The organism is Gemmatirosa kalamazoonensis, from assembly GCF_000522985.1.
Classification (GTDB): domain Bacteria; phylum Gemmatimonadota; class Gemmatimonadetes; order Gemmatimonadales; family Gemmatimonadaceae; genus Gemmatirosa; species Gemmatirosa kalamazoonensis.
This window is the reverse complement of the sequence record NZ_CP007128.1, coordinates 2652122-2671350: the sequence shown is the minus strand read 5'-3', so window position 1 is coordinate 2671350 and position 19229 is coordinate 2652122. Positions and strand designations below refer to the sequence as shown.

14 protein-coding genes are annotated in these 19229 nt (G+C 72.4%); 2 read left to right on the top strand and 12 right to left on the bottom strand.

Features of this window, described 5'->3' with window-relative positions; all coding sequences use genetic code 11:
• Window positions 1-152 precede the first annotated feature (152 nt).
• The 10 genes from J421_RS11490 to J421_RS33370 form a co-directional block, all read right to left on the bottom strand.
• On the bottom strand, window positions 153-959 hold the full coding sequence (locus tag J421_RS11490) for a hypothetical protein (RefSeq protein ID WP_148306268.1): 807 nt from the start codon (window positions 957-959) through the stop codon (window positions 153-155).
• Window positions 960-1109: 150 nt separating this feature from the next.
• A complete protein-coding gene (locus J421_RS11485) occupies window positions 1110-2606 on the bottom strand; it encodes a class I SAM-dependent DNA methyltransferase (protein WP_025411322.1) in 1497 nt (498 codons plus the stop codon).
• A gap of 110 nt (window positions 2607-2716) precedes the next feature.
• A complete protein-coding gene (locus tag J421_RS11480; RefSeq protein WP_025411321.1) occupies window positions 2717-3616 on the bottom strand; it encodes a hypothetical protein in 900 nt (299 codons plus the stop codon).
• A 59-nt stretch (window positions 3617-3675) separates the two neighbouring features.
• Window positions 3676-4572 (bottom strand): restriction endonuclease, encoded by an 897-nt coding sequence (locus tag J421_RS11475; RefSeq protein WP_025411320.1) that lies wholly within the window; start codon window positions 4570-4572, stop codon window positions 3676-3678.
• An 11-nt stretch (window positions 4573-4583) separates the two neighbouring features.
• Window positions 4584-5927, bottom strand: a complete 1344-nt coding sequence (locus J421_RS11470) for a restriction endonuclease subunit S (RefSeq protein ID WP_104022529.1) — start codon at window positions 5925-5927, stop codon at window positions 4584-4586.
• Window positions 5924-8890: a type I restriction endonuclease subunit R gene (locus tag J421_RS11465; RefSeq protein WP_025411318.1), complete on the bottom strand. Its 2967-nt coding sequence runs from the start codon at window positions 8888-8890 to the stop codon at window positions 5924-5926. Before J421_RS11465 ends, J421_RS11470 begins: the two co-directional genes overlap by 4 nt.
• Window positions 8891-9162: 272 nt before the next feature.
• Window positions 9163-12942, bottom strand: a complete 3780-nt coding sequence (locus J421_RS11460) for a PIN domain-containing protein (protein ID WP_148306266.1) — start codon at window positions 12940-12942, stop codon at window positions 9163-9165.
• A gap of 863 nt (window positions 12943-13805) precedes the next feature.
• Complete coding sequence (locus J421_RS11455) at window positions 13806-14864, bottom strand: serine/threonine-protein kinase (protein ID WP_025411316.1); 1059 nt, start codon at window positions 14862-14864, stop codon at window positions 13806-13808.
• Window positions 14858-15442, bottom strand: coding sequence for a hypothetical protein (locus J421_RS11450; protein WP_025411315.1), 585 nt, complete (start codon window positions 15440-15442; stop codon window positions 14858-14860). The genes J421_RS11455 and J421_RS11450 overlap by 7 nt, the downstream gene beginning before the upstream one ends.
• A gap of 62 nt (window positions 15443-15504) precedes the next feature.
• Window positions 15505-15966 carry an SDR family NAD(P)-dependent oxidoreductase gene (locus J421_RS33370; protein WP_104022528.1) on the bottom strand — a complete coding sequence of 154 codons (462 nt, stop codon included), beginning with the start codon at window positions 15964-15966 and terminating at the stop codon, window positions 15505-15507.
• 310 nt (window positions 15967-16276) lie between these two features.
• Between J421_RS33370 and J421_RS33935 the strand changes: the two genes are divergently transcribed.
• Window positions 16277-16546, top strand: a complete 270-nt coding sequence (locus J421_RS33935; RefSeq protein ID WP_104022527.1) for a hypothetical protein — start codon at window positions 16277-16279, stop codon at window positions 16544-16546.
• A 131-nt stretch (window positions 16547-16677) separates the two neighbouring features.
• On the top strand, window positions 16678-16992 hold the full coding sequence (locus J421_RS11435; protein WP_158508750.1) for a HEAT repeat domain-containing protein: 315 nt from the start codon (window positions 16678-16680) through the stop codon (window positions 16990-16992).
• A gap of 38 nt (window positions 16993-17030) precedes the next feature.
• Here the strand turns inward: J421_RS11435 and J421_RS11430 are convergent, their stop codons facing one another.
• Both J421_RS11430 and J421_RS11425 read right to left on the bottom strand, forming a co-directional pair.
• Window positions 17031-18035, bottom strand: a complete 1005-nt coding sequence (locus J421_RS11430) for an aldo/keto reductase (protein WP_025411312.1) — start codon at window positions 18033-18035, stop codon at window positions 17031-17033.
• Window positions 18036-18178: 143 nt separating this feature from the next.
• Window positions 18179-19030 (bottom strand): SDR family NAD(P)-dependent oxidoreductase, encoded by an 852-nt coding sequence (locus J421_RS11425; protein WP_025411311.1) that lies wholly within the window; start codon window positions 19028-19030, stop codon window positions 18179-18181.
• Window positions 19031-19229: the final 199 nt, after the last annotated feature.

Genomic DNA, 19229 nt, shown 5'->3' with positions numbered 1-19229 from the left:
CCTGGGTAGTCGCTCGGCGATCGGCGTCAGCCTACCCGCACCTCCCGGCCGCGCCGAAAAACGTGTCCCGCCAGTGCGCTCCTGCGGGTGGGTCCCGAAGCGTCGGCGGCACCGAGAGCACGGGGCAGCGCCCCCGGTGCGCGGAACCGGCGCTACGCGCTCTTCGCGATCCGCGGAGCGCGCGGGCGCGGCGCGCGAGGCCGGCCCGTCATCTGACGGTCCCCAGCGGCGGCCACGGTGAGGCGTCGCTGGAGCCGGTCGCTCACGACGCACCGCTCGACGCTGTAGGACGCGACGTCGTGCGTCCGTCCGCTCGCCGTGGCGCGGGCGACGTCCTCGTCGATCGCCGCGAGGTAGGCGGCGAGCCGGTGGGTCTGGTCGCGCCCGAGCGCGGTGGCAGGGTGGGCGAGTCCGCCCGGGCACGGCACCCGATGCACGTCACCGGCATCCCCGGCCGGATCGTCGATGCCCTCGATCAGCGCGAGCGTGAGGCGTCCGCCCGCCTCGTAGGTCTCGAGCGCGGTCTCGAGTTCGCGCAGCGCGGCCACCTCGCGCACGAGCGCATCCTCGCGGGCGAGGACCGACGCGAGGCGATCGGCGCCGGTCGGGTCGCACGGGATCGCACGTCCGTCCTCGACGTGCAGGAACGCGGCATCGTCGGCTTCCGAGTACCACAGCGCGACCAGCAACGCGCGCTCGGCGCGCAACAGAGGCAACGAGTGCCGAGCGAGCGCGTCGAGGCGCGTGTGCACGGCGGCGAGCATCGCGCGGATCCCGATCTCCGGGAGCGGGCGCGTCTGAGCCAGAGCCTGGGGGAGCGAGGTGGTAGGCATCTCTGCGAGCGGGATGTGGGTGGGTGGTGACTGCCGTGAGCCCACCGTACCCGCCCGCTTTCCACGCCCGGAATTTCGTCGACCATCTGCCCCGTAGCCTTCAGCGCGTCCCTTCGGCCGTGACACCCGCCCCCGTCGGCGCGCTGTTCCCGATCACGGCTGTCGCGCCCGGAGCAGCCTCCGGGTCGGATCCCTAGCGCAGCACGCCACGCACTCCCGTTATGTCCTACACGAGGTCCTCGGGCATGGGCACAGTGGCCACCCACAGGCGGCTCATCAGCGCTCCGCCAGCGCGCCCTGTAGCTCCTCGAACGTAGCCAGGGCGGCGCGCAGGTCCTCGACGATCTCGGCCGCGATCACGTCGGGCGCCGGCAGGTTCGCGGACGCCTCGAGTGCCTCGTCGCGAAGCCAGAACACGTCGAGGCTCGCCTTGTCACGCGCGACGAGCTCCGCGTAGTCGTACGCGCGCCAGCGTCCCTCGGGCGCGTCCGATTCGTGCCACGTCGCCGTGCGGTCGTATCTGTTCTCGGGCCGGTAGCAGGCCACGAACTCGTCGAGGTCCGCGCGCTGCAGCGGGTTCGTCTTGAGGGTGAAGTGCCTGTTCGTGCGCAGGTCGTACACCCAGAGCTTCCGCGTCTGCGGCTGATCGCTCGCGGCGCGGCGGTCGAAGAACAGCACGTTCGCCTTCACGCCCTGCGCGTAGAAGATGCCCGTCGGGAGCCGCAGCAGCGTGTGCACATCGCACTCGTGGAGCAGCTTGCGGCGCACCGTCTCTCCCGCCCCGCCCTCGAACAGCACGTTGTCCGGCACGACGACCGCGGCCCGGCCGCCGATCTTGAGCAGCGTCTTCACGTGCTGCACGAACGCGAGCTGTTTGTTGCTCGTCGACACCCAGAAGTCGTCGCGGACGACCGTGAGGTCCTGTCGCTCCTCCTCGCCCTCCGCGTTCACGACGCGCACGCTGGACTTCCGACCGAACGGCGGGTTGGTGAGGATGACCTCGAATCGCTGACCCGGGTCGGCGCGAAGGGCGTCGTCGACGCGCACGGCCGGCGCGGCGGTGTCCCCGGCCGTGGGGCCGATGCCGTGCAGGAGCAGGTTCATCGCGCACAGCCGGGCGACACCGTCCACCAGCTCGGTGCCGTGCAGCGCCTCGAGCTTGAGGTGGCGCTTCTGCGCGCGGTCGAGCGACGGGTGGTGGCGGACGACGTAGTCGTGCGCGGCGAGCAAGAACCCGCCGGTCCCGCACGCGGGGTCGGCCACGGTCTCGCCCGGGCGCGGGGCCACGCAGTCGACGATGGCGCGGATGAGCGGGCGCGGGGTGAAGTACTGCCCCGCCCCGCCCTTGGTGTCCTGCGCGTTCTTCTCGAGCAGCCCCTCGTACGCGTCGCCCTTCACGTCGGCGTCGAGCGCGAGCCACTGCTCGCGGTCGATGAGATCCGCGATGAGGCGGCGCAGCTTGGCCGGGTCCTGCACCTTGTTCTGCGCCTTGCGGAAGATCAGGCCGAGCATGCCCGGCTGCCGGCCCAGCGCCTCCAGTGTGTGGCGGTACTGGACCTCGAGCGCGTCACCCTCCTTCGCCTTGAGCGCGGGCCAGTCGTAGCCGGCCGGGATGACGGACGGCTGCGACCACGGCGCCTGCGTGCGCTCGTGGGCCATCTTCAGGAACAGCAGATAGGTGAGCTGCTCGACGTAGTCGCCGTACGACAGCCCGTCGTCGCGGAGGACGGTGCAGTAGTTCCAGAGCTTGGCAACGATGCGGTCGGACGTCACGGGCGCGGCGGGTTGATCGCGATGGGGGGGCGCGGCCGGCCGGGACGCCGGGCACGCTTGCGGCAGGGGCACGGCCGGGGCGGCGGCCATGCTGTCGGATCTTCTGGGCGTCAGCCGCACGGACGTAGCCATCCCTTCCGCAGTCCGTCGGCGAGCAGCGCACGGGCGTACCCCTCTGGCAGGAGCCCGGAGGCGTTGTTCGTCCGGCGAACCTCGCCGCGCTGCTCGGCATCGGCGTACTCGCGGATCGCGCGCTCGTCGTCGGGGCAGCAGCGCTCCCAGATGTGGCGCATCACCGCACGCTGGCTCTCGCCGCGCGCGGGTGCTCGGAACAGGTGGCCGAACCGGCGGCGGAACTCGCTCTTCCGCTCCTCCGTGGTGTCGGCCGTCATTCCTGCACAGCGGTGCGCCGCGTGCGCGTCCCACCCTGCCGACCACTCCTCGAACACCTTCTCACGGCAGCCCGGGCAGAGGACGCGCTGCAGGGCCACCTCGTCGGCCGTCAGCTCGTCGGCGTTGACGATCACGCCCGCCGCGTCGCGGCGCGGCTGCACCCTCGGTGGGCGCCGGTCGGAGGACCCACCCGCCCCTGCCGCGGCCGTCCCCGGGGGCGGGCTGGGGGGCGGGACGCGCGCTCCGGAGGGTGCAGCCGGTGGAACGCTCAACGCTTGCGGCGGCGCGTTCAGCGCGTCGGTGGCAGCGATCACCTCGTGAGGAGCGCCGATCCGCTCCGCGACGATGGCTACCGTCTCGATGACCTGGCGCGCCTCGCGCTCGTCGAGCACCACGTCGTGAGCGTTCCAGTTCCGGGCGCCCCGGAGCAGGTTCACGTTGTGCTTCAGCGCCTCGCCGGAGCGGCCCGAGAAGAACGTCCCCCGGTTGTCGAGCATCGCCCGCAGCAGCCCTTGAAGGTCCGCGTCGCGCGGTACCCGCGCGCCCGGGACCCCAGCGAGCTTCTGCCGGATGAACGCATCCAGGACCGGCTTGAGCAGGTTGAGCGCGCGCCGCACGCGCGCGTTGGTCGGCGGCTCCTCCCCGGTCAGCCCTCCGTGGGCATTTAGGGCCACGGTCAGCTCTCGGGCGCGAGGAAGTAGATCGGCTGCAGGGGCAACCGGCGGCGCGCGGCCTCGTCGAGCCGCGCGTAGTGCTCGACCCACAGGTCGACGAGCCGCTCCAGGTCCACGAGCGTGACGCGCCGCGCGTGCTGCGACCGCGCCTCGTCCTCGGCGTCGCGGGTGAAGCCCCCCGCGTTCACGAAGATGCCCACCTCGTCGACGCCGACCACCGCCATGAAGGAGCGGAGGCCGTCGACCGCGACCTTCTGCTGCTGGCGCTTGACCTGGACCTTGATGCGCGGCGGTCGCGTGCCGAGCGGGTCGTTGTACGCTACGATGTCCACCCCGCCGTCCTTGCCGGGCGGGGCAACCCAGCCGACGTGGTACCCCATGCCACGAAGCAGCGCGGCGACCAGCTCCTGGAACTCGTAGGGCTGCATCGAGGCGAGGTACTTCTCGATCTCGCTCCACGCCTGCTCCTCGGCCTGCTCGAACGTGATGCGGGCCGCCTTGCCGGTGCCCGGGTCCGCGCCGTCGACCGGCTCCTCTCCCCCGGTCGCCTTGGGCGTGCTCTTGCGCCACTCGTGGTACAAGTACACGGCGCGCTTGTAGAACGCCTCCGGATCGGGGTAGGCCGCGTACGCCTTCCTCCCCTCGTCGGTGATGGTCCACCGCCCGTGCGCCTTGATCATCCACTGCGCCTTCACGCAGTCGACGGTGGCGAAGCGCACGATCTTCTCGTACCGCCTGGCGCCCGACTCGGTGCTGCTCTGCTCGAAGGGTGTCGGCGGTGCCTTCTTCTCGAGGGCCCGCAGGGCCTCGCCGGCGGGCATGCCGTCCGCCTGCGGCATCAGCAGCTCGAAGAGGGCGCGCAGCAACTCGCCCGTGCGCTTCCGGGTGATCTCGGCCATGTGCAGTGGTGTCAGGCGCGCGTGGACGCGCGGGGGCGACGGCCCGCGGAAGGCGCCGGGCGCTCGGCGCGGACGCGGGCGAGCAACGCAGACGCCGGCTCGTCGGTCGGGTCCTGCGGGACGAGGCGGCCAGAGAAGGCGCGCTGGAGGATGGCCTGGCGCAGGCGCGCAGCGCGGGCGAGCTGGACGTCGATGTCGGCGGCGGTGCGCTCCGCGACGCCGAGACGCTCCTCGATCTCGGAGAGGATCGCCCGCTGCTCGTCAAGCGGCGGCACCGGGACGGGGAGCTCGCCGAGCTTCGTCATGCTGATCGAGGCCAGGTTGGTGGTCTGCTTCCCCTGGTCGAGGAAGTAGCGTTGTCCGTGGCTGTTCGCGTAGTGCGACACGAACCGTGACTCCACGCGACTCCCATCGAAACGTGCCCGGAAGACGTGGTTCTGGTGGATGCACTCGCTCAACTCGCCGTTCCACACCCAGCCGCGTCCGAGCTTGTCACGGTCGCCACCCTCGTTGAACAGCACGTCGCCAGGGAGCAGCCGCAGTTCCGCGATCTCCCGCTCGGTCGCCTCGATGGTGCGCACGTCGCTCAGATCCAGTCGGCCGCGCTGGACGTTCGCGACCCGGAGGTAGGGCACGGCGCGCGTGACGTCGCCAGCACGCCGCTTCTGCCCCTTCGTGACGCCACCCTTGAGCGAGCCTAGCTCGCGAAGAGGCACGATAGGCCAGTCGGCCCGCGGGTTCGTGCCCGTCGCGATGGCCGCGTCCGCGAAGCGACGCACGTTGGCCCGCGCCCGCTCAAGCCCCGCCACTGCCGCGTCGAGGTCCGACAGGTGCTCCTCGAGCGCGGCGACGATGCGGCGCTGCTCGGCGAGCGGAGGAAGCGGGAGCGGGATGTCAGCGACCGTGCGGGAAGACAGGTGCTTCACCGTGATCGACGACGTCGCGCCGTTGATCGCGTCGAGGTAGCCCGGAAGGACAAGCGCGAGCAGACGCTGGTCGTACCACCGCTCATCGGGCGAGAGCTTGCACACCCGCTGGTTCAGCGCCGCCACCGGCCCTCGCCACAGCGTCGCACTGAAGTCGCCGTCCATGCCGACGACAAGCTCCCCGGGCTGGACCAGGAACTCCGGGTCAACGAACCCGTCGAAGTACGCCTCGGTAGACGACCGCGCCACGTCCCGGATTCGGAGGAGCGGCGTGCCCGTGTCTCTGGTGAAACGCGAAGAGGGGAACGGAAATCCGTTGAGGACCGTCGCGACGTCGCCCAGGCGTACACGTTCCCAAGAGGGCGCGCACGCGAGCAGACCGCTTCGGTTCTCGGCGACTAACTCAGAGAGTGAAGCAGTGAAGCTCATGCCGCGATCACCTCCCCGATCTCCTCTAGCACCCGCGGCAGCTCCGTCCCGAACACCCGGTGCGCCCCCGCCAACCCGCCGCGCTGCGTGAACGGTGGGTCGTCGAAGTCCTCCGCCTCAATCTCCACGTCCGCCGCCACATGGTCGACCATCATCGCGAGCCACACGCGCTGCTCGTCGGTGAAGCGGCGCCCGCCCGCCTCCATTCGCGCGAGCCACGTGTCGAGCCGCGCCCGCGCCACCGACGGCAGCGGGGCCAGCGCGTCGTCACGGTGCGTAGCGAAGCGCACCAGCGCCACGACGTCGGTCAGCAGCCGCGCCGGTCCGCCGCGCACGCGCGACCGGTCGAGCGTCTCGTAGGCGCGCCACACGGCGTCGAGCGCGAGCGGCGGCTGCCGGTCGAGCAGCGCCCGGCGCAGCTCCTCGACCGCCGCCCGGGTGAGCCGCGCCTGTCCGGGCCCGCGCGAGCCGTAGAGGAGTCGGAGCGCCGAGAGCTCGTCGCGGTGCTCGGTGAGGAACGCCTCGAAGCTCGTGGTCAGGCCGAGCGCCCGGTCGCGCGCCTCGGGGGAGAGGCCGGCGCCGAGGAGGGTGTCGGCGCTCGCCGTGTCGATGGTCTGCTCCTTCGCGCGCTTGAGGTCGAGCAGACGCTCGCGGAGCTGCGGGTCGCCGGCCAGGGGAGCGAGAGCGGCCCGGAGCAGCGCGGCGCGGGCTCGCGCCACTGCGGCCTCGCCCGGCTCCCACCCCGGCTCGGCCACCCGCGCGCCCGGCGCGGCGGCCGCCGCCTCGCGGGCCGCCGCGCGCTGCCGGTCGGGGTCGAGCGCATCGACGATCCCGTGCGCCAGGTCGCGGAGCGTGGGCCCGCCCGTGGTCGCGGCCACGCTCGCCCGCTCGTCGCGGCCGAGCCGGGCGTCGAGGCGGACGAGGCGGCTGGCGAGCGTCGAGGCGACCTCCGGGTCCACGTTCCCCATCGCCACCGCCTGGAGCAGCCGCTCCAGCGACACCGTGGGCTGCACGTCCATCGGGCGCGTGTCGGCCATCGGCTCCTCGCAGACGCCCACGCAGTCCACGATCACGTAGCGCGTCTTGGCCGCGGCGTCGGGGGTCACCGCGCGCAGGTCGTCGGGCGAGACCACGCGGACGCCGCGCCCCTTCATCTGCTCGAACAGCGTGCGGCTGCGCACCGTGCGCATGAACCAGAGCACCTCGAGCGGCTTCACGTCGGTGCCGGTGGCGATCATGTCGACCGTGACGGCGATGCGCGGGTGGTAGGAGTTGCGGAAGCTCTGCAGGAGGTCCTCGGGACGAACCCCGCTCGACTTGTAGGTGACGCGCTCGACCTCGGCTCCGTCGGGCCCCGGCACGCGCTCGACGATGCGCGCGGTGCCGGTCTTGTAGGTGATCTTCTGCACCGCGTCGTTGCCCAGCGACAGCTCGTCGCGGAGGATCTTCACCAGGTCGTCTGCGTGCGAGTCGTCCTTGGCGAAGACGAGCGTCTTGGGGACGTGCGTGCGCTCGGGGAAAACCTCGGGGAGGAAGCGGTCGCGGAAGGCGCGCACCACGGTCCGGATCTGGTCGGGCGCCACGACGTCGCGGTCGAGCGCCGCGGCGTCGTAGACGAGCGGCTCGTCGAGCTGCTCCCACCGACGGCGGCGTGTCTCCCGGTCGCGCCGGTCGACGATCTGCCCGGCCTCCACCGCCGAGCCGCGCTCGGTGATCTCGGTGCGGATGCGGTACACGTCGAAGTCGACGTTGACGCCGTCGGCCACCGCGTGCTCGTGCCCGTACTCCTGCACCACGTTGGCGTCGAAGAAGCCATAGGTGAGCTTCGACGGCGTCGCAGTGAGGCCGACGAGGAACGCGTCCCAGTATTCGACGACCTGTCGCCAGAGCGTGTAGATGCTCCGGTGGCACTCGTCGACGAACACGACGTCGAACAGCTCGACGGGGAGGTCGGGGTTGTAGGCGACGGGAATGGGGTCGCGGCGGAGCGCGGCGAGCCCGCCGCCCGTCCCGGCGTCGCCGGTCAGCGCGACGGCGTCGAGCGCGGTGTCGGCGTCCAGCTCGTCGGCCTCCTCGGCCATCGTGGGCTCCCCACGGAGCATCGAGTAGAGGCGCTGCACCGTGCCGATCACCACGTTGGCCACCGGGTCCACCCGGTTGGCCGTGAGGCGCTGCACGTTGTAGAGCTCAGTGAAGAGCCGGCCGTCGTCAGGGGTGCGGTAGCTCTGGAACTCCTTGAGCGCCTGCCGGCCGAGGTTCGCGCGGTCGACGAGGAAGAGCACGCGCTTCGCGCCGCCGAACTTGAGCAGCCGGTAGATGCTGGCCACGGCGGCGATGGTCTTCCCCGAGCCCGTGGCCATCTGGACCAGCGCGCGGGGGCGGCCGGCGGCGAGCGAGGCTTCGAGGTGCCGCACGGTGTCGAGCTGCGCCGGCCAGAGGCCGCCGGGCTCCACCCCGGGCATGGCCGTGAGGCGGGCCCGTAGGGTGGCCGGCCGCTCCGAGCGCGGGTCAGGCGCCCCGCCGGCGAGAGGGAGCCACAGCGGCTCTGCGGTGGCCCACGCCGCGAGAGTCTCGGGGCGGTGGAACGCGAAGACCTCGCGGCTCCTCGGCACGGGGTCGAGCCGGTTCGTGAACCGGGTCTCGACGCCCGTCGACTGGTACAGGAACGGGAGCGGGCGCACGGGCGCCGGGATGCCGGCCGGGAGGCCGGCGCCGTACTTCTCGCTCTGGATCTCCACGCCGGTGAGAGTCTCCCCCACCCGCTTGGCCTCGACCACGCCCACCGCCTGGCAGTCGGCGTAGAGCAGGTAGTCGGCGACGCCGTGTCCCGGGGCGAGCGGGACCTCCCGGACGGCCACGCCGGGGCCGGCGTAGAGGTTCATGGCCGCGAGGTCCTGCACCAGCCAGCCGGACGCCACGAGCGCGCGGTCGATCTCCTCGCGGGCGGCGGCTTCCAGGGGCATGCAGGGCGTCGGGGCGGGGTGCGGATGTGGCTGGCGGAGCCGAAACGTACGTCACGTCTCTGACGCTGCCTAGAACGTGGCCGCGGTCAGGGCGGAGGGACCGGCGCGAAGAGGTCCTCACACCGCGCTAGCGGCCCGGAGGCGGGAGCGTCCCCTGGGACGCTCCGACCCGAGACGCATCGGCCTGAGGGTTCGCCGAGTCGCCCGCTGGGCGGGCCGACATCCGGTTACGACGCATGGACCCGCGCGCCCCACTCCGCGCAAGTCCGGCGCTATGCCATGCGGCGTGCGGCCGTGAACGCGCGCACGCGCTCCGTGACGACCGCGAGGTCGAGTGGTGCCAGCCGGAGGGCTTGACTCGCCTGCTCGGCGAAGCGCCGGAGGACGGCGCGCTCGTCCCGGCCCCGTGTGAGGCGCTCGAGCGCCAAGGACGTCACCGTCGCGAGCGCGCCGTGACCGAGCGTCGACCCCGCGAGCAGACGAAGCAGCGCCGCAGTGACGTCGACGGCGCCATCCAAGCTCACCTCCGGCTGCGCGAGCACGTCCAGCGCGCAGAGGACCCGCGGCGTCGCCTCGAAGCCCGATTCGGCGAGCGTGCGGTACAGCAGCTCCGCGTCGACGGGCACGAACGTGTGGCGGAACGCGAGCAGCCGCTCGACGAGGTCGGCAAACTCGGTCTCGTCGAGGAGTCCGCGCTCGCGCGCGCTCAGGAGCAGCACGTACGTCGAGCAGCCCTCAAGTCCCCACTCGTGTCGCGCGACGTTCCGTAGCCCCCAGTCGTCGGCGTGGAGCGTCGCCCCCGGCGGCTTCTCACCGACCATTGCGGCCGTCGCAGCGCTGCCGGTCTGGGCCGCGCCCGGGGACGTCTCGCCTAGAGTGACCGCCAGCTCGACCGCGTCGAACGAGCTGGCACCGACGAGGTCCCGCACCTCGGGCCTGGCGCCAGGCCGGGCGTCGAGCCGGTGGAGCGGACGCGGGAGCACCTCGGCGTCCGCCGCCACAGCGTCTCGAAGCGCGCGCGCCTGCTCGGCGAGCGCGCGGGCGTCCTCCGCCGTGACGGCGTCGAGCGCGATGCGGTGGTCGTCGCTCAGCCCCGCACTGTGGAAGCCCCCATGTGCCACGGCGGCCTCCCACTCTGCCACGTCGGCCGTGAGCTCGTCGAGCAGGGACTGCGACGCAACGCGCCGCGGGTAGAGGGCCGCCAGGAGGTCGAGCCGCCCGAGGGCGTGGAGCGTCGTGACGCCGGTGACGGTGAGGACCACCGTCCCTGCGGCGGCCTCACGGCGCGCGGCGGCGAAGCGCTCCGGGTCGGGGGCCTCGACCAACACCGGCGTGTCGCGGTCGTGCAGGAGGCCCAAGTACGTGCGCCGGAGCGAGCGCCCGAGCAGGTCCGCGACGGTGCCGAGGGGCGCGCGCCGCTCGCGGTACATCGCGAAGATCGCGCGCTCGTGGGCCTCCCGTTGCGCGAGCAGGCGGACGAGCGGCGTCGGGTCGAAGGCGTCGCCCTCGCCGACGTGGATCATCTGCAGACCCGGCGTCCCAGGGAACCGCGTCTGGAACGCGAGCATGGCGTCGTGGAAGACGTGCAGGAACGCGCTCTTGAGCTCCGCCACCCGGAACGTCTTCTCACTCACGGTTTCGGCGTGCAGCGTGACGGCGTCTCCGACGGCGAGCCCGAGGAACGTCGCGGCGCGCGGGTCCGTCGCGAGGAACTCGTTGCGCCGCACGTCGTGCGGCTCGTCCGCGAGGATGAGATATGCCACCTCCTCGCCGTCGTCCGCCCGCAACCGCACCCACGTGTCCGGCTCGACGCGCGGCCGCTCGAAGAGCGCCGCCGGGAGCTCCTCGGCGGTGTCCGCACCCAGCCATACATCGGTGAGGCACGCCTGCACGATGCGGGCGTTGTCCGGGAACTGCCGCAGCGCGCGGTACGCCTGTCGGAGCGCCGCCTCCTGACGGCCGACACGAGCCAGCGCGCGTGCAAGGTTCGTCGTGTCCTCCGCGTCGAGGTCCGTCCTCGGCTCGAGTGGCGCGAGGACCTCCCGCGCCCGGTCGACGTCGGCGGCGCGCAGGAGCGTGAACGCGTACCGCAGCCGCGTCTCGGCCACCTCCGGGCGTGCCGCCACGAGCCGCCCCAGCGTCGAGAGCGCGGTTGGGACGTCTTCCCGCTCCTCCGCTATGCGCGCCTCGAGGTCCAGGACCCACCACGGCGCCTCGCCGCCGGCGCCCGGGGCGGCGGCGGCCGCCGCCGTGACGACCAGCACGGTCGCGTACTGCCCCACCGCGAAGGCGCTCCGCGCGTACTGCATCGCCGCCCGCTCGTCGCGCTGCCAGGCGTTCGACGCGGCGAAGAGCTCGGCCGCGCGCGCGTACTCGCGCTCCCCGTAGAGGTACGACGCGTACTCCAGCGCCACCTCGCTCTTCGTCTCGGCCGCGGCGAGTGCGGCGTCGTACGCGCGCTCCGCGCCCGCGCGGTCATCCCGACGTAGCGCGATGCGCGCGCGGAAGACGTGCCGCATCTCGGCGGGCGCGGGCTCCTCGACTAGGTCCTCGCTGGCTTCCTCGCCGACACCCGCGCCGTCCAGCAACGCGAGCGCGGCCTCGGCAAGATCGAGGCGGTCCGCCGGGATGAGCCCCTCCAGTAGGGTGTTCGCGATGAACGTCCGCTGCGCGGGCCGAGCGCCAGCCAACGCGGCCCGAACGGAGTCGTCCGCGGACGCGGCCCGGCCCGCGAGGCAGAGCGCGCGCACGCGGACGGCGTGCCACGCAGCGTCGCGCGCCACCTCGGGCGTCCGGTCGAGCAGATACAGCGCGGCCCCGCCGTCCCCCGCGACGATCTGCCCCTGGGCCGCAACCAGCTGGGTGTGCGCGCTCGTCGGGTCCGCCTCGAAGGCCTGCTGGAAGTACGCGCTCCCGCGATCCGGGTCGCGTGCGAGGTCGGCTGCCCCCCCCTGCACGATGAGGGCGCGGGCGAGGAGGCGCGTGCGCTCGGTGCCGCGGAGTGCCGCCTCCGCCTCGGCGCCGAGGCGGCGGATGTCATCGACCACGTCCTTCGGCGCCGGGTCGGCGCCGGAGCGGGGGAACAGCGTCGCGTAGAGTGTCTCCGCCAGGACGACGAGCAGCTGCGGATCCCGGCGACCGGCGCGGAGGGCATCGCGGAGGAGGACAACGGCCGCACGCGCGTCGGCGCGTCCGGCGACGACCGCGCGGGCGATGATGATCGAGGGCGACTCGCGGAGCTCGTTGGGCAGCAGCGCGACGTCGACCGACGTCGGCGACGCCTGGATGCGCGCGCTCCACGCGGTCTCGGAGGCCGGGTCCATGGCGAGCGCGCGCATGGCGTCGCGGAGCGCGTCCTCGCGTGCACCGGCGAGCAGTTCGATCTGCGCCAGATTCGCCACGAAGTCGGCCCGGTCCGGCGCGTAGTCGAGAGCCATGCGGGCCGCAACGACGGCTTCGGCCGGCTGGCCGAGCTCGACCAGCGCCATGCCGATGTTGCTCGCCACGCGCGCGCGCACGATCGGCGGCGCGCCGCTCGCCGCGGCCTCGTCGCGCAGACGCTCCCACAGCCGCAAGGCGCTCCGGACGTTGCCCGCCTGATACAGCGCCTTCGCTTCCGCCATCCGCGGCTCCCAGGACGCTTCAGGCGCCGGGACGGAGGAGGACCCGGGCGCCGACCCGGCGACGGCGACCGTGCGGTCGAGGAGTAGCCGCTCCATTCGCTGCTGGCCCGCGAGCAGCGCCTCCTGCGTGCTGCGGAGGTCCTCGATCCGCGTGACCGTGTAGAGCAGCTTGGCCTCGACACCCTCCGCGAGGCGCAGCGCGGTCAGGAAGCGCTCACGCAGTTCCCGGACGAACGCCACCTCGTCAACGCCGACGGAGCCGAGGTCGTAGATCGACTCCTCGAACGCGCGCCGGACCGCCGGCTCGTCCACCGGATCGTTCGGGCGCTGGAGCACGCGCGTCACCAGGCCGGCGAACGGCTCGCGTTCGAGGGCGCGCGCGAGCCCGACGGCCGCGAGTTCGTCGCGCCCCTCAAGCGCCGCAGCCACGGCGGCGGTCAGTGCGAGACGGCGAGCCTGATCGTCGCGCGTGGGGCGCCAGCGTGCCATCGTCCGGCGCATCAACCCGCCCGCAGCCGTCGTCAGCGTTTTCACGACGGCGTTCGTCACCGCCTTCCGAGCGGGTTCCGGCAGTGTGTCGAGTGCCGCCTGCAGTGCGTCGAGCGCTTGCGGGGGGATCAGGGTCACAGCGTCGGGGCCGACGTTGGGCGTGGGCGAGGCGTCAGCGGTGGCGAGGGCGAAGCGCCGGCGCCGAAGTATCGGCCAGGAGAACGCGTCGCCCGAATGCGCCGCGGCGGCCGTCCGGGCTTGCCCGCGAAGGCTCGCCGGGTGCGTTGTCGAACGCTACCCCAGGCGGACGACCAAGAGTCACTGCGACAGCCTCCTCGCGATCACGACGCGCCGACCAACCTCCCGAGTCCGTCCCCCCGGGCGCCGCAGGCGGCCCCCATGGCGGGGCCGGACACCGCAAACGCGAAAGGGACTCCCTGAGCAGGGAGCCCCCGACCGACCGCGCCGGATCGAGTGTCAGCCGTGCCGCTTCGTGAGATCGCGGGGTGTCACGCGGAGGTAGCCCCCCGAGAGAGACGTGAACTCGGCGTTGTCTCGAAGATCGACGGCCCGCGCAGCGCGGAGCTTCTCCGCGTGGGACAGGGTCGACCCCGGGATCATGTCCTGCCGGCTCTGGCGAGGGCACGAGGCGTCGAGGCTCAGCCGAGACGCGCCGGGCCCGTGGGACGGACCTCGTACATCCTTCTTGGGCGCGCGCTTCGCCATACCAACTCCTAGTGACCGTCCGGACGAGCTTTGAAGACTACGGGCTTTCTTCGGTCCTGTCAATCTGCCCCTGAGGGTCACGGCGACGGCGTGAGCACGTCCAAGGCATGTTGCACAGACTTCGCCGTCTTGGGCCAGGGGACACCGGTCGCCGCGGCCTTCTTGACCGTCTGCGTGTCGCCCGTCGCCAGGTTGGTACGCGTCGCGGCCACCTCGAATTTCCCGGCCCCGTCCGGCCGGAGCATCACCTTACGGCGATGGGTGGCATCCGTCCATTCCCAGGTCCACTCGCCGGCGCCGGGCGTGAACTGCCAATCCAGATTCTCGTCCACTTTCGCCAGATCGTTAAGCAGATCGAGCACGCTCGCGTAGCGCGCGGCCGGGTCCGTCTGGATCGCCTTCGCGATGACGGCGCGAAGCCGCGACGGGATGTGGGCCGGCAGGCTGTCCTTGGTCGGGAAGGCGCCGGCCGCCACCGCAGGGCGCCAGTTCCCGCCGACGCGGGAGAGGAAGCCGCTGAGCTGGACGCGCCAGAGCGCCGTCCCGAGACACATCCGGTGGAGGGTGAGGCCAGCCTGGTACACGTCCGCAGCCGCGGAGAGCGACGGGGACGCGGTGATCGCCTCGGGGGCGATGTGCAACTCGTAGATCTTGTCCGGCGTGGCGAGCCCGGTGGGGTCGACCTGCTCGGCGAGACCGAAGTCCGTCAGCAGCGCCTTGCCACTCCCGTCCACGAGGACGTTCGACGGCTTGACGTCGAAGTGAAGCAGTTGCCGCGTGTGGACGTGGTGTAGCCCAGCCAGGAAGTCGGTGCCGATGCGGACGATCTCCCGCACGGTCAACGCGCGGGTGCGGAGGATGCCCTCGACCGAGCCCACATACTGGGGCATCGCCAGATAGATCTTGTCCGTCGTGGTCGAGCAGTAGAGGACTTCCGCCACGTTCGGATGCCTCACGGCGTAGAGCCGCGACGCCTCCGCGAAGTAGCGCGCCGCGTCGATAGTCGCCTTGTCGACCTCCTTCACCACCAGCTCGGCGTTCAGCTGGTGATCGAAGGCGAAGAAGACGACGGAGTTGGCTCCCTGCACCCCGACGTTGCCCCGTCGCTCGAACCGGACGGTCGTGTCGATCAGCACGCGGCACCTCCCCGATCCGCGCTGCTGCCGGTGCTGGGGACAGTCGGGAACGGCGCGGGCAGCTCGGCGGGGATTGCCGTCTCGTCCGCGGCCAGCGCCGTCAGGCGCGGCTTCGGCACCCGCAGCGCGGCGAGGGCGGCGAGCAGCGCCTCCCGCTGTTCCGTGTCGTACTCAGTCTTCCAGTCCGCCACCCCATCCGGGACGCGCTCGCCCGTCGCGTAGCTCTTGATCTCGCCGGCGGCGATCCGGAGCCGGCTGGCGATGGTGGCGAGCGGCCCCGCGAAGTACGACGGCACGGCGCCGGCGCCGAGCAGTTCCTGGATCACACCCTCAATGTTGGCGCGGAGCACGTTCGGTCGCTTCGCCATCGGCTCGGTCACGCGGACGCCGGCCGAGGTGACGCCGTACTCGCGGATGATGTCCAAGAGCGTGGTGCGGATGAACGCCAACTGCTCCGGGACATGGAGCGCCGCCGGGAGGCGAACGAACGCCACCTGGCGGATCTGGGGCGGTTCACCCGGCGCGACGACGGCGTAAGTGACGCACGTGGTGTTCGTGCGGAGGCCGAGTGCGGTCATGGGGCGAGCACGTGCGAGAAGATGGGGGCGGGAGCGGCGGCGCTCCGTGCCGGGGGCGCAAGTTACGGTGTCTCTTCGTGCGCGTGGAGCCCCTCACTGCGCAGACCAGCGGCCCGTCTGCGCGCCGGTTGAGCGCCGCCGGTGGTTGCGGCCCCCAACTGCCGACACGGGTCACGCGCGTGCCGGCGTCCTCTCCTGGCCCGCGGGCTCGTCGCGGTCCACTCCAACGTCGCCGCCCCCTGCTGCGGCGTCTTCCACCCCTTCTCGGGGTCGATGACCCCGTTCCCGCGCTCGTCGATCATGCCGTGCGCCTGGGCGATCGTGAGGTCCATGTGGCGCGCCAGCCCCGTCTCGGGGATGCCGCCCGGGTGGACCGCGAACGCGCGGACGCCGTGGCGGCGGCCGAGGAGGTCGCGCGCGACCGCGAATAGGATGTTCGCCGCCTTCGAGCGTACGAATGCATCCCAGGGGTCATAGTCTTGGCCCTGGAACTCCGGGTCGTGCAGCAGGTCGGCGACGTCCACGCGGTGGTTCCCGGAACTCGGCGCGACCACGCGGGCGCCTGCGGCAGGCCGCCCAGCGGCTGTTCGCCGAGCAGGGGTTCGACGGCCAGACCGTCGACGAGATCGCGGCGGCGTCTCGCGCCGCACCCGCTTGCTCCTTCAAGTCGAAGGAGGACGTCGTCCTGTCGTGCCACCACGACCTCGAGCGGGCGCTTCTCGCGGGGATCCTCGAGGCGCTGTCGGGGGCGCCCGCCCTTGACGTGGCCGAGCAGGCGCTCGTCGCCGCGCTAGGGCAGTTCGACGACGACGAGGGCAGCTGCTCGAGCGCCTATTGCGCGACACCCCGGCGCTCCGCGTGCGCGACCCGAGGAACCACGAACGCCTGGAGCGCGGCATCGCCGGCGCGCTCGGCGTGTGCGCCGGCACCGGTGCGGACGATCTCCGCATCCGGCTCGACTCGACGCGGATCGGCGGTCTCCTGCGGCTCGGCGGCGCCGGCTGGGTGGCTGCGGCCAACGCCGAGGCGTCCGTGGGCGAGTACGTGCGGCAGGTCCTGGGCGCGCTTGACGCGAGCCTCCTTCCGCCTCCCCACCCGGGCTGAGGGTGGTGGGGGGGGGGGAAGCGACGCACAGGGGCTAAGTCGTTGTGCGCCTGAGGGTTCGCGCTCCCGTCCCGAGCGGGACCTCAAAACAGTTATACCGCCAGACGTCCCAGGACGTGTGTCCGTGGAACGTGCGGTTCTCCAAGGAGCTGCCTAACGATTCGCCGTACGCGCCGCGCGAGGCGCTCGCGGGCAAGGACGCGAGGACGCTCGCTCGTGCATTGTTAGGCATGACGCAGGCGGAATTCAGCGCCGCGTTCAAGGGCTCGCCGATGAAGCGCGCGAAGCTGCGGGGCCTGAAGCGCAACGCGGCCGTGGTGTTAGGCAACGTCGGCACCGCCGACGACGTCGGCGTGCTCACGCGCGCGCTCGACGACGAGGAGCCGCTCGTGCGCGAGCACGCGGCGTGGGCGCTGGCGCGGATGCGACATCGGGCCGGCGAGTAGCACACCGGCTACGACGTCGCAGCGTCCCGCACCGCGCGTCAGCTCGTCTGGTCGACGACCTTCATGTGCTCCGCGTTCATCCGGCCGCCGTGTACCGCGACGGTCGCGAGGGCCGCGTCGAGCTCGCGCAGGTCCGCCGCGGTGAGCGGGACGCCGACGGCCCCCAGGTTCTCGGCCAGATGGTCGGGATTGCGCGTCCCGGGGATCGGCACGACGAACGGCTTCCGCGCTAGCAGCCACGCGAGCGCGAGCTGCGCCGGCGTCGCGTTCTTGTTGGCCGCGAACTGCCGCAGCACGTCGACGACCGGACGGTTCGCCGCCAGGTTCGCGCGGCTGAAGCGGTCGAACCCCGCGCGCAGGTCCGTCTCCGCGTCGAGCACCGTGCCCGGATCGACGGTGGCGGTCAGGTAGCCCATGCCGACCGGTCCCCACGGCACGAAGCCGATCCCGAGCGCCTCGCACGTGGCGAGCACGCCGTTGTGCTCGACGCTGCGCTCCATGAGCGAGTATTCCGTCTGCACCGCCGCCACCGGCTGGATCGCGTGCGCCCGGCGGATCGTCGCCGCGCTCGCCTCGGAGAGGCCGAAGTGCAGCACCTTCCCCGCGGCGATCAGGTCCCGCACCACGCCCGCCACGTCCTCGATGGGCACGTTCGGGTCGACCCGGTGCTGGTAGAGGAGGTCGATGCGGTCGGTCCGGAGTCGTTTGAGGGAGCCCTCGACGGCCGTGCGGATGTTCGCCGGCGTGCTGATTGGGGCGCCGGGGACGCCGGGGCGGCCGGCGGCGTGCGAGACGAGGCCGAACTTGGTCGCGATCCGCACGCGGTCGCGGATGGGCGCGAGTGCCTCGCCGACGAGCTCCTCGCTCGTGAACGGACCGTAGACCTCGGCCGTGTCGAAGAACGTGACGCCGCGGTCGTGGGCCGCGCGAATCACGCGGATGCCCTGGCTCCGGTCCGCCGGCGGGCCGTAGTTCGCGCTGATGCTCATGCACCCCGCGCCAATCTCCGAGACCTCGAGCGCGCCGAGCTTCCGCGTCTTCATCGTACTGCTCCGGGTAGTGGTGTCACTCGTCTGGTCGGCCCGTGGCTCCGCGCACCCGGACAGCGACCATGTGCCGACGGCCAGGCCCGCTCCGATGCGGGCGGTGCTGGCAAGGAAGTCGCGGCGGCCGAGGATCGGTGGGGTCACGCCGCCTCCGCGTCGAACGCGAGGGAGACCGACAGCGCGCGGTTGGACGCGATGTCCGCCTGCAGGTCGGCGATCTTCTGCTCCGCCGTGCCGATGGCGTCCGCGCCAGCGATGAACCGCCGCGGCGGCGGGTCCTGGCTCGCGATGGTGAGCAGCGCCTGCGCGAGCTTCGCGGGGTCGCCCGTCTGCCGGCCGTTCTGCGACCGCCAGTAGTCGAGCAGCGGGGCACGTCGCGCGTCGTAGTCGGCGACCGACGGCTCGGCGTAGCGCGTCGACTGCTCCGTGAGCAGCTCCGTGCGGAAGAAGCCCGGGTTGACGATGGTCGTGTGGATGCCGAACGGCGCGACCTCCGCGCGCAGCGCTTCCATCCACCCCTCGAGTCCGAACTTCGATGCCGCGTACGCGGCGACGAACTCGAAGCCGGCGCCGAGCCCCGCGGACGACGAGATGGCGATCACGTGCCCGGCGCGCTGCCGGCGCATCACGGGCAGGACGGCGCGCGTGACGCGCATGGGGCCGACGAGGCTCGTGGCGAGCTGCCGGTCGATCTGCTCCGGGGTGAGCTCCTCGAAGAATCCCGCCTCGAAGCTGGCCGCGTTGTTCACCAGCACGTCGATGCGGCCGAAGCGCTCGACCGCGGCGCGCACCGCCGCCTCGGCGTCCTCGCGACGCGTGACGTCGAGGGGCACGGTCAGCAGGTCGTCCGACGGCCCGAGCACCTGCGTGAGGCGGTCGGGGTCGCGCCCGGTCGCGACGAGCGCGTGCCCTGCGGCCAGAACGGCCCGCGCGAAGTCGGCGCCCATGCCGCGGCCGGCGCCCGTGATGAACCAGACTCGCTTGTCGGTCACTGTATCTCCTGGGTGGTCCTGTGCGCGTCGGACGAGACGCGTCGCACGTCCGGGCTTGCCCATTCCTTCCGGTCCTGCAAGCGGATTGGGAGCCGATGCGAGGAACCTACGGGCCGACCTAGGCGAACTACCTGCCGGATCGTCGCGATTCGTTGCCCATTCCTCCACGCTGCTGGAACCACTCCGGCCGTCGGTCTAC